The 677-nt window shown below is 74.0% G+C and carries 1 protein-coding gene; it reads right to left on the bottom strand.

Annotated elements, in window-relative coordinates; translation table 11 throughout:
• Positions 1 to 325: 325 nt before the first annotated feature.
• Positions 326 to 677: Rv3235 family protein (locus GSF22_RS34040; RefSeq protein ID WP_244454631.1), on the bottom strand; the 352-nt coding region annotated here is incomplete at its 5' end.

The raw sequence follows: 677 nt of genomic DNA on the forward strand, positions 1-677 counted from the left end.
GCTGGCACCCCGCCGCCTCCGCCCGGGTTGGTCCTGACCCCTGATGATCTACTCGGTTTTCAGGTGCTCGGCGGGGTGCCAGCCCTGATCCGACGGGCCGATTCCTGAAACGGGAATGGACCGATGGGGCCCGGATCGGGCGTGGTAGGCATCCTGGCAGGGACGGCCGATCCTCGCGTGCTGGCACAGACGGTGCAGCTCGACAGGCTACGGATCGGCGGTGGGTCCCCCTGCCGACCGACGGACGGCAGGAAGCCGATCCCTGCCGGGCGCCCGCCGCGCTGCCGGCGGGTCTCCCGGGGGCGGAGCCGGGCACACCGGCCGTTCAGATGGCCTGTAGGACGGTGGTCACCCAGCGGCCGGGCTGCTGCTCCAGCCGGAACGCGATGGCCCAGACCCGTTTCTCCGGGCCGTCCAGTACGGCGGCGGCCTCCACCACCCCGGGCCGGGGTTCGCAGGCGCGCAGTGCCCGCAGCCGGATCCGGGGTCGGGCGTCGGAGCGGACCGGTGGCCCCAGCCGGGTCATCGTCCGGCTGAGCTGCTCGACGAGGCTGCCCGCCTGTGCGGGGCTGGCGAGCGAGCGGAGTTGACCGACGGGTCGGTAGCCGTTGAGGAACTCCAGCAGGGTGGCGGCGAACCGGCGGGCGGCGGCGGTTGCCTGCGCGCTGGCTGCTGCC

Source organism: Micromonospora echinofusca, assembly GCF_017614955.1.
In the GTDB taxonomy this organism is placed as follows: Bacteria; Actinomycetota; Actinomycetes; order Mycobacteriales; family Micromonosporaceae; genus Micromonospora; species Micromonospora echinofusca_A.